At 58.5% G+C, this 10,156-nt stretch carries 6 protein-coding genes, 1 tRNA gene and 1 pseudogene; 5 read left to right on the forward strand and 3 right to left on the reverse strand.

Annotated elements, in window-relative coordinates; genetic code table 11:
- Positions 1-7 precede the first annotated feature (7 nt).
- Positions 8-1,144 (reverse strand): annotated as a pseudogene (locus tag QRN38_RS28420) (cache domain-containing protein); the annotation flags it as partial.
- A gap of 386 nt (positions 1,145-1,530) precedes the next feature.
- On the opposite strand from QRN38_RS28420, the gene QRN38_RS26275 reads away from it, so the two are divergent.
- A tRNA-Asn gene (locus QRN38_RS26275) sits at positions 1,531-1,606 on the forward strand.
- 421 nt (positions 1,607-2,027) lie between these two features.
- Here the strand turns inward: QRN38_RS26275 and mapR are convergent.
- Positions 2,028-3,437 (reverse strand): GntR family transcriptional regulator MpaR, encoded by a 1,410-nt coding sequence (mapR, locus tag QRN38_RS26280; protein WP_024668434.1) that lies wholly within the window; start codon positions 3,435-3,437, stop codon positions 2,028-2,030.
- A gap of 422 nt (positions 3,438-3,859) precedes the next feature.
- Between mapR and QRN38_RS26285 the strand changes: the two genes are divergently transcribed.
- From QRN38_RS26285 to QRN38_RS26295, 3 genes are all read left to right on the forward strand, one after another.
- Entirely contained in the window at positions 3,860-5,347 is a 1,488-nt protein-coding gene (locus tag QRN38_RS26285; protein ID WP_057418288.1) for a SulP family inorganic anion transporter, read from the forward strand.
- A gap of 84 nt (positions 5,348-5,431) precedes the next feature.
- A complete protein-coding gene (locus QRN38_RS26290) occupies positions 5,432-6,673 on the forward strand; it encodes a M20/M25/M40 family metallo-hydrolase (RefSeq protein ID WP_057418289.1) in 1,242 nt (413 codons plus the stop codon).
- 204 nt (positions 6,674-6,877) lie between these two features.
- Positions 6,878-7,303 (forward strand): VOC family protein, encoded by a 426-nt coding sequence (locus QRN38_RS26295; protein WP_005770885.1) that lies wholly within the window; start codon positions 6,878-6,880, stop codon positions 7,301-7,303.
- A gap of 37 nt (positions 7,304-7,340) precedes the next feature.
- Here QRN38_RS26295 and QRN38_RS26300 read toward each other — a convergent pair whose 3' ends face one another.
- Positions 7,341-8,216 carry a LysR family transcriptional regulator gene (locus QRN38_RS26300; RefSeq protein WP_057418290.1) on the reverse strand — a complete coding sequence of 292 codons (876 nt, stop codon included), beginning with the start codon at positions 8,214-8,216 and terminating at the stop codon, positions 7,341-7,343.
- A 220-nt stretch (positions 8,217-8,436) separates the two neighbouring features.
- Between QRN38_RS26300 and QRN38_RS26305 the strand changes: the two genes are divergently transcribed.
- Positions 8,437-10,146, forward strand: coding sequence for a ShlB/FhaC/HecB family hemolysin secretion/activation protein (locus tag QRN38_RS26305; RefSeq protein ID WP_057418291.1), 1,710 nt, complete (start codon positions 8,437-8,439; stop codon positions 10,144-10,146).
- The last annotated feature ends 10 nt before the right edge of the window (positions 10,147-10,156 follow it).

The following is a 10,156-nucleotide window of genomic DNA, read 5'->3' on the forward strand; positions in this document are numbered from 1 at the left end:
GATAGGCAATGAAGTTGTTGACCGACTCGCCCACCTGATCGACTTCATCATGCCCTTTAACGGTAATGCGCCGAGTCAGGTCGGCATCGCCAGCCGACAGCGTGTCGATGTTGACTTTCAGCACGCTCAAGCGATTCATCAGCGTGCGCAGCGCGACGATCATCAGGATCAGCAGGACCAGAACCATCGGTATCTGTAGCCAGGCCAGGGTCTTGAGAACCGTCTCGCTCTGACTTTTCAACAAATCGGTATTTTGCGAGACCGCCAACAGCCACGGCGTGCCCGCGACCGGCATCAGAAACAGCGTCGATTCCTCGCCATCACTGTTCTGGTAGGTCAGGCGCGACGTGCCAGTACCTTTGGCGGCCAGCGCCGACTTGATGCCATTGATGAACGGTGACTGCGCGGCCAGTTCGGAGACATTGCGCAACACGATCTTGTCGCTGCTGCCTGGCACGTTGGACAAGATCTTGCCATCGGCTTCGATGATCATGATCCGGCCGTGGACTTCCTGCTCTTTGGCTTCAACCAGCTTGTTGAAAAAGCCCAGCGTCACGTCGATGGTCGACACGCCCCACGGCTGTCCGTCTTTGGTAATGGCCATGGCGCAGTTGGTGCGCGGTTCCGGGCTGGCGGCGTCCTGATAGGCGGGCGCCCAGGCGCACTGGCCGGCAGGGGAGTTCAAACCGCCTTTATGCCAGCCCTGTTCGAAATAGTTGAGCGACTCGGGCGAGTTCCAGTGAGTGTTGACGATCAACTTGCCCGACGCATCGCGATGGTAAAAGGTGCTGTGCTTGGCACGACCGGGCGTGCGCACGTTCGGCAAAGGCCAGATCCCGCCGCCGAATACCTTGGCCTCACCGTACTGGTTGACCATGAAAGGCAGCAGACGATCGATATCGTCGCTGGAAAGCTGCGGCACCAGTTCAGTAATCACCCGCGCCTGCGCCTGCACGCGGGCCAGCTCGGTCTTGATCTCGTTGCTGATATCTGCCGCCTTGGCGGTCAGCATGTTTTCATCGTTGGCGGTGAGCCTGGGGGAGACGAACTGACCGATGCCGTAAACCGTCAGAACGATCACCAAGGCCATGAACCCCACGAAGGTTGCGGTGTAGCGAGCTTGCACTGTCTTGAGCGAGGCCATTTTTTTGTTATACCTGAGCCGTGGGAAAGGGACTACCTGACCGAGGTGTCGGCGGGTACAGATATTTCTTGATGTGACATAAACGCCAATTTCAGTACGATCAGATTGACCTGGCGACGCTTGGCTTGCCCGCGATCTGCCGGGAACCGGCAGTAAAACTGGTGCATGCGGTATATCTGCTACAACCGAGGTGGCCTGTTTGGGGTCCGCTCGAAGCCCATCGTAGCCGTCGTAACCTCCTGAAAGTCCTACGGCCTGCGGGCAGAGGATCGTTCTATAGCCACCTTGAGACGTGTTTGTAACACTGGGCGCGCGCAAGCCGCGCCGCCGAAATTTTTTTAGCCCTTGCTTGACTTCCTTTTCCTAATCAGTAACATAGCGCTCATTCCGCGATAGCTCAGTTGGTAGAGCAAGTGACTGTTAATCACTGGGTCCCTGGTTCGAGTCCAGGTCGTGGAGCCAGACTATATTTCAGGAGCAATATCCAGCGCTTCTGAAACTGAAAACCCGCCTTTTTGGCGGGTTTTTTCGTTCTGGCTGGCCCTCGGCATTTTCTGGCTGAAGTGCGAGTCGACAGTCGCCGTTTATCAGCGCGTGGCGACGGTGATCAGCCAACCAACTGTGACCCTCAATACGGCGAAATAGTCCCCAGCAAACCCACCGCAATCGCCAACAATAAAAAACCTATCAATGAAAGTCCGAGCTTGCCCATGAGCGTCTCCTGCTGACTGATCTGTCTGTAACGAGCCGCAGGCTCCGGTTTCTGGCGGTTGTCCTGCGCGTTTGAATGCGTTGCCATTATCCTGCGCAGGCAGATTCTGGTACAGATTCAGAAACAGCTTAAAAATACGGATCAGTTGTACGTGAGCCGAACGCAAACACCTCAAAACGACGCAATGATGCGCCCCAGCATGGCCATCGCTTGCTCGCTGCGTTCATCCCACGGCGTGCCGTAGTTCAGGCGTGCGCAGTGCTTGAAGCGTTGCGAGGCCGAGAAGATCGGGCCGGGTGCCAGGCTGATGCCCTGGGCCAGCGCTAGCTGGAACAGTTGCAGCGAATCCACCTGCTCGGGGAATTCGAACCATAAAAAATAACCGCCCACCGGTTTGGTCACGCGCGTTCCGGTCGGGAAATAACGTGCGGCAGCCGCCAGCATTGCACCTTGTTGAAGTTCGAGGGTGTCGCGCAGTTTGCGCAAGTGTCGGTCATAGCCGCCGTGTTTGAGGTAGTCGGCAATCGCTGCCTGGGCGGGGACAGAGGGTGAAATCGTGGTCATGAGTTTCAGGCGATCGATCTGCTCGGTAAAGCGTCCGCCTGCCACCCAGCCGACGCGATAGCCGGGGGCCAGGGTCTTTGAGAACGAGCTGCAATGCATCACCAGTCCGCTGCGATCCAGGCTTTTGATCGGCTGGGGCGCTTTGGCGCCGTAGTACAGTTCGGCATACACATCGTCTTCGATCAGCGGGATCTGTTGCTGTTCCAGCAAGTCGTAAAGCCTGGCTTTGTTCTCTTCAGTCATGCTCGCGCCGAGCGGGTTCTGAAAGCTGCTCATGAACCAGCAAGCCTTGATCGGCAGGCGTTGCAGGCTGTCCTGCAAGGAGTCCAGGTCCACGCCGTCGCGCGGGTGCACGGGGATTTCGACCGCTTTAAGCTTGAGCCGCTCCAGCACTTGAAGGCAGGCGTAAAACGCAGGCGCTTCGATGGCGACCAGATCGCCGGGCTCGGTGACACACTGCAGGCACAGGTTCAGGGCTTCCATCGCGCCGTTGGTGATCACCAGTTCATTGGCGGGCAGGCGCGTGCCGCCCATCATGTAACGCAGGGCAATTTGCCGACGCAGCTCGGAATTGCCGGTGGTCATGTCACTGACAATGTCCGCAGGCGTCATCGCCCTTACCGCTGAGGCCATCGATTTGGCCAGGCTCGGCAATGGGTACAGATGCGGGCTGGGAAATGCCGAGCCAAAGGGAACGGTGTCGGGGTTCTTGAGCGAACCGAGGACCGAAAAGATCAGATCACTGACCCCAAGTTCCGTGCCCTCACTGCTGTGCCGGACCAGCTCAGGCTCGGTCAGCGCATTGGCGGCATGCTCGCGCACGTAGTAGCCAGAGCGCGCACGGGCCTGGATCAGCCCTTTGTCTTCCAAGAGGTAATACGCCTTGAAGACGGTGGCGGGGCTGACCGAATAAGTGCGACTGGCGACCCTGACAGACGGGACTTTTTCACCGGCGGGCAATACGCCGCTACGAATCATTTCCGAGATGTCAGCGGCGAATTTTTCGTAGCGTTTCATTAGCGGCTTCGAGCAAAAGATACGTGCATCATGAGCGAAAACGAGATTGGCAAACAGAAGAAGATATGCCAAAAAAACCGTATCAGATGTTTTTTGTTTGCCTTGTCGGGTGCTAAAACCCCGGGCTTCTCGCAACCCCCAGCGGTCAGAACCGGCTTGAACCCCTCAAACGGATAGGTCTATCATGCCCGCGTCCTTCGACCCTCTAAGGAAACGCTCTTGTCTCGTTGCAACTGGCTGCCTACGCCGCCTTAGCGCTACGCCCCCTCGCCACACCCTGACTGCCTTTGCTGCAGTCGCTTGTTGCCGTGCCCGTTTTAACGGCCGCTGCCACGCCATTACCCCCTCATTTGAAAACTGAAGCACACGCACGTCCGGCACCCGCTGCTGCGCGCCTTGTTGTGTTCGCCATAGGTATTTCCATGCTCGAAAAAATCAAAACTACGTGGTTTTCCAACATCCGTGCCGATGTGCTGGCCGGGCTGGTCGTTGCTCTGGCGCTGATCCCGGAAGCGATCGCGTTCTCCATCATCACGGGCGTGGACCCGAAAGTCGGGCTTTATGCTTCGTTCTGTATCTGTGTGGTCATTGCGTTCGTGGGCGGCCGCCCGGCGATGATCTCTGCCGCCACAGGGGCGATGGCGTTGCTGATGGTCAACCTGGTGAAAGATCACGGCCTTCAGTATTTGCTGGCGGCCACGTTGCTTTGCGGCGTGTTGCAGATTATCGCCGGGTACTTGCGCCTCGGGGAGTTGATGCGCTTTGTTTCGCGCTCGGTGGTCACCGGCTTTGTGAATGCATTGGCGATCCTGATTTTCATGGCGCAACTGCCAGAGCTCACCCATGTCACTTGGCCGGTCTACGCGATGACCGCCGCCGGGCTGGCGATCATCTACCTGTTTCCACGCATTCCCGTGGCAGGCAGGCTGCTGCCGTCGCCGCTGGTGTGCATTCTGGTGCTGACAGCCATTGCCATCTACATGGGCCTCGACGTGCGGACAGTGGGCGACATGGGCGCAATGCCTGACAGCCTGCCGACCTTCATGTGGCCGGACGTTGCGCCGAATTTCGACACGTTGCTGATCATTCTTCCGTACTCCGCTGCGCTGGCCGTAGTGGGCCTGCTTGAGTCGATGATGACCGCAACCATTGTCGATGACCTGACCGACACCAGCAGTGACCGCAACCGTGAATGCAAAGGGCAGGGCATTGCCAATATCGCCAGCGGGTTGATTGGCGGCATGGCCGGCTGTGCCATGATCGGTCAGTCGATGATCAACGTGAAATCAGGCGGCAGAACGCGCCTCTCGACCCTCAGTGCGGGCATTCTGTTGCTGATCATGATGCTGTTTCTGGGCGACTGGCTGGCGCGTATTCCGATGGCGGCGCTGGTGGCGGTGATGATCATGGTGTCGATCAGTACGTTCAGTTGGGGCTCGATCCGCAACCTCCGGCAGTACCCGCTCTCGACCAATATCGTGATGGTGGTGACAGTTGCCGTGGTGGTTGCGACCCACAACCTGGCCTACGGCGTATTGGTCGGATCCCTGCTGGCCGCGATGTTCTTTGCCAGCAAGATCGCGCGTTATCTCGACGTCACATCGCGCCGCGACCCCGAGCACAGCCACCGCACGTACTACGTCACTGGCCAGGTTTTTTTCGCCTCCGCCGACCGCTTTACAGCGTCATTCGACTTGCGTGAGAAGGTTGAAACGCTGGCCATCGATCTGCGCGAGGCGCATTTCTGGGACATCACCGCCGTGGCGGCGCTGGACAAGGTAGTGCTGAAGCTGAGGAGGGCGGGCATTAGCGTCGACGTCGTTGGCATGAACCGCGCGACGGCCACGCTGGTGGACCGGTTTGGCGTGCATGACAAGCCGGACGGTATCGATTCGTTGATGGGGCATTGAGCGGCGCGTACTCATGACAGTCAGCACTTTTGTGCGGTATGTTCCTGAAAATCGACGTTAATCCGACACAAGGAAGGAACAACCATGCGCTCATTTTCCCGCACGCCGCTTGCTGCTCATCTGGGCCTCGCTTTTGTGCTGACGGCGTTGACGCCGATGGTCATGGCCGATCCGCACAAGGTGATTCAGGCCGATGCCGAGCAATACCAGGGCGAGGCCTTGAAGCTGCTGGAGCGTCTGGTCAACATCGATTCGGGTTCCGGTTACGTGCGGGGCCTGACCCAGGTCAGCGACATTGCGATTGAAGAGCTTAAAAAACTTGGTGCCACCATCGAGCTTGTGCCGAACACACCGGAGGCCAGCAATCATGTCCTTGCCACCCTGAAAGGCACCGGTAAGGCGAAGATTCTGTTGATGGCGCACATGGACACCGTGTTCAAGGAAGGCTCGGCGGCCGAGCGGCCGTTTCACATCAAGGACGGTCGTGCCTACGGCCCCGGCGTGATGGACGACAAGGGCGGTATTGTTGCCGCTATCTATGCACTGAAGGTCCTGCACAACCTGAAATTCACCGACTACGCGCAGATCACCGTATTGCTCGACGCCAGCGAGGAAACCGGCTCTGTGGTCGCCACTGAACTGATCAAGAAAACCGCCAGGGAACACGATGTCACGCTGAACCTGGAACCGGGTCGCCCGGCCGATGGGCTGGTGGTGTGGCGCAAGGGTTCTGCCACTGCGCTGGTTGAAGTCAAGGGCAAGGCTTCGCATGCAGGCGTTGCGCCGGAACTGGGTCGCAATGCCGCCACCGAAGTGGCGCATCAGATTCTCCAGCTCGGCAAGCTGGGCGATGAGCAAAAGAAAACCACCATCAACTTCACTGTGCTCAAGGCGGGTGATCGCACCAACGTGATCCCGGATCAAGCCAGCGCCAAGGCGGATGTGCGCGCGGCAGTGCCGGAAGAGTTCGACCGGATCGAAAAAGATCTCGCCAAGGTCTCGGCCAATAAGCTGGTGCCCGACACCGAGGTCAAGACCAGCCTGGTCCGTGGCCTGCCGCCGATGCCGCAAACTGCGCAGTCCGATGCGCTGGTCGCCATGGCTCAAGGCATTTACGCAGAATTGGGGCGCAAGCTGACCATTGAAGGCAGCGGCGGGGCGGCTGATTCGAGCCTGTCTGCCAGCGTGGGCACGCCGACGCTGGATGGCTTCGGAATCGTCGGCGGCAACATTCATACGCCCGAGGAATATGCCGAGGTCGGCAGTGTGGCGCCGCGTATCTACCTGCTGTCGCGAATGATCATGAAGTTGTCCGGGCAGCAGTGATTCGCACGGTATCTGATTGTTGAGCGACTGCAGGTCGAGCACTGGGAAGCACAAATTTTATTTGTGCTTCCCAACAAAACATGTTGATTTTATTTTTGGTGAGCCGGTCCTAGGATGACGCCAGCGTTCAGCAGACCGTTGCATCGCCGTAGGCGCTGTCGATGTTTGCCTGCCTGGAAATCTAAAAAAGTACCTGGAGTTCTGATGAGCCTTTCTCCTTTTCACCTCGCAATCCCTGTATATGACCTGGCCGCCACCCGGACTTTCTACGGTGAAGTCTTCGGGCTTGCCGAGGGGCGTTCAAGTGCGCAGTGGGTGGACTTCGATTTTTATGGCCATCAACTGGTCATTCATGAACACCCGAAAACAGCGTCACAGGAAAGCGTGCACAGCAACCCTGTGGATGGGCATGACGTGCCGGTTCCGCATTTCGGCATCATTCTGCAATGGGCGCAGTGGGAAGCACTGGCCGAGCGGTTGAGGTCATTCGACACCAAATTTGTGATCGAACCCTACATCCGCTTCAAAGGGCAGGTCGGCGAGCAGGCCACCATGTTCCTGTTTGATCCGTGCGGTAATGCGCTGGAGTTCAAGGCGTTCAAGGACATGAGCCAGTTGTTCGCCAAGTAATGTCTTCCTGTAACAGTGACCGGGCCACGCTGGCCGGTCACTGTGTGTCCTGAACCTGCGCTATCAGTAACCGAGCCAGCACATTGACCGGCTCGGCAAGGCTACGGCGTGCACGATGCACCAGTCCAATATCGCGATGAAACGTGTGCGGCCCAAGGTCCACAGCACGTACCCCGGCGGGCCACGCCTGAATGGTCGCGGTTTCCGGCACCAGCGCCACGCCAACGCCATTGGCGACCAGTTTGACAATGGCGTCCAGCTCGTCAAGCTCACATACCTCGCGCAGCGAAACGTGCGTCTGACGCAGAAAGCGGTCAACTTGCCGCCCGCCAAAAGAAGACCTGTCGTAGCGAATGAAAGGCTGGCTTGAAATCAGCTCTGCCCAGTCCTCACCCTGAAGATCGGCCGGAACGATAAGGCGATAGGGTTCGCGCATGAGGGTGGTCCAGCGCAGATCGCTGTGCAGCGAAAAGGGCGGACGAATGATTGCCGCCAGGTCCACTTCGCCCGCGTCCACCTGATTGACCAGGTCCATCGACAGGCCCGGTATGACCCGGGTCCGGCATTGCGGAAATTGCCGGTGAAACAGCGCCAGCGCGTCCGGCAGGAACGAGCGCTGCACAGACGCGATAGCGCCAATCGTCACCAGCACGTTGGGCGCAGAGCCAGTGGCCGAATTGCCCAGGCTGCCATAAAGGCGCACCAGTTCCTGACCTTGCAGCAGCACCTGCTGGCCCATCCGGTTCAACTGCGCCGAACGTCCCTTGCGGTCGAACAACTCGACACCCAGTTGCGCTTCAAGGCGCTGCATTTGCGCACTGACGGCCGCTTGAGTGAGCCCGATACGGTCTCCCGCTGCGGCGAACGTGCCTTCTCTTGCGACAGCGATGAGGGTTTTCAATTCTTTGATCATTGGCAAATATTAGTTGTGTTTGTGGCGTGCGGATATTTGTTTTTTTGATTGAAAGAGAATGTTGTTGACTCTCTGGAGCAGCCTCGTGATGCCGGGACCGTTTTTTGAAATAAAGTTCAATAAATCGGATACAAGGTCGATACAAATATTTGACGCCATGATGATGGCGATCTAGTATTGCCAACCTTTTGATGTCAATCTGCTACTGCAAGGACGCACTGTGTATCTCCATGCTCTCAAAACGGCGCTGCTGCTCTCGCTCGCCCTCGTGGCCGCCCCTGCATTTGCGGCTACCGCTCCGGCTGATACACCCGGGGTGCAAGACCTTATCCGTGACCGTCAGGACCGTCTGCTGGAAGAGCAGCGTCGCCGCCTTGACGAACTCAAGGAGTTGCCCGGCAAGCAGGCCACGCCCGTGGCGCCCGCGACGCCTGAGGACACACGCTGTTTCACTATCAGTCGTATCGAGCTCAAAGGTGCCGACTCCTTGTCGCCTGCCGAACGCGACGCGTTGATCAAGCCTTTTCAGAACAAATGCCTTGGCGTGGCGCAACTCAACGACCTTCTCAAAACCATCACCGATCACTACCTCGACAAGGGCCTGGTAACCACTCGCGCCTACCTGCCGCAGCAGGACCTGTCGACGGGCGATCTGCAAGTGCTGGTCATCGAAGGCAAGCTGGAAAAACTGCACGGCGCGGCTGACAGTGGCCTGTCGGATCGCCAACTGGCCATGACCTTTCCCGGTCAGGAAGGCCAGATCGTCAACCTGCGCGAAATCGAGCAGATGGTCGATCAGCTCAATCGTCTGCCATCCAGTCAGGCGCAGATGGAACTGACGCCCGGCAAAGAAGTGGGCGGCAGCGATGTGGTGGTCAAAAGCACGCCGCAAAAGCCGTGGCGGGCCAATCTGTCGCGTACCAACGAGGGGCAGCGCAGTACCGGTGAGCAGCAATGGAATGCCGGGCTTGAGTGGGACAATCCGCTGGGTCTGGCGGATCAGCTCAGCCTGCGTGGCGGTCACGATGCGATCAGCGATCGCCAGAAAGCCTCTCGCAATGCCTCGCTTTCCTACAGCCTGCCGTGGGGCTGGTGGACGTTCAGCTACCTGTACAGCACCAGCGAATACCGTTCGGTGGCGCAGTCATCCAACATCAACTTCAAGCAGGACGGCGACAGCCAGAACCATCAGTTCAAGGCCGAGCGCGTCGTGTACCGAGATGCCCTGAGCAAGACCTCGCTCAATGCCGGGCTGGCGTACTTGCGCACCAACAATTATGTCGAAGATAGCAAGCTGGCGGTCAGCAGCAACCGTATCACCGAAGCTCAGTTCGGCATCAACCACGGTCGGCGGGTGGGCTCGGCGTTCGTCAACATCGACCTGGGCATGCAGCAGGGCATCGGTGCTCTGGATGCGCAGGGCAACCACAACCCCGGGCCAGGCCAGCCCGATGCACGCTATCGCAAATACACCGGCACTATCAGCTACCTGCATCCGTTTCAGGTGTGGGGTGAAAACCTGAGTTTCACCAGCCTGGCCACCGGGCAGCGTAGCGAGGATGTGTTGTTCAGCCCGCAGCGCCAGAGCCTGGGCGGATCTTCATCAGTGCGTGGCTACAAGGATGAGTTTCTGTCCGGCGACAGCGGCGGCTATTGGCGCAATGAAATACGCCTGACCCGCCCGGTGACGTTCGACTGGCTGCGCCCGGTGTTTGCCGAATATGGCGCGGCGGCTGGTTACGACCAGGGCGTGATCCGCAATGACCGTTACAACGGCGACCAGCATGGTCGCTTGTCCAGCAACTCGTTCGAGCTGTTTACCCGTGGCCAGCACGTTGCCGCCTCGGTGACCTTCGCTCGCTCCCTGGAACGTCCCGATGTGATCGAGCGCGAAGCGCCGGTCTATTTCCGTGTGGACTTCTTCCTTTAATAACGCCGTT

This window comes from Pseudomonas sp. CFBP2511, assembly GCF_030209255.1.
GTDB classification, from domain to species: Bacteria; Pseudomonadota; Gammaproteobacteria; order Pseudomonadales; family Pseudomonadaceae; genus Aquipseudomonas; species Aquipseudomonas avellanae.

Coding starts and splice junctions, on each gene's coding strand:
- mapR (WP_024668434.1), bottom strand. CDS start 3,437: ATGAAACGCTACGAAAAATTCGCCGCTGACATCTCGGAAATGATTCGT.
- QRN38_RS26290 (WP_057418289.1), top strand. CDS start 5,432: ATGCGCTCATTTTCCCGCACGCCGCTTGCTGCTCATCTGGGCCTCGCT.
- QRN38_RS26295 (WP_005770885.1), top strand. CDS start 6,878: ATGAGCCTTTCTCCTTTTCACCTCGCAATCCCTGTATATGACCTGGCC.
- QRN38_RS26300 (WP_057418290.1), bottom strand. CDS start 8,216: ATGATCAAAGAATTGAAAACCCTCATCGCTGTCGCAAGAGAAGGCACG.
- QRN38_RS26285 (WP_057418288.1), top strand. CDS start 3,860: ATGCTCGAAAAAATCAAAACTACGTGGTTTTCCAACATCCGTGCCGAT.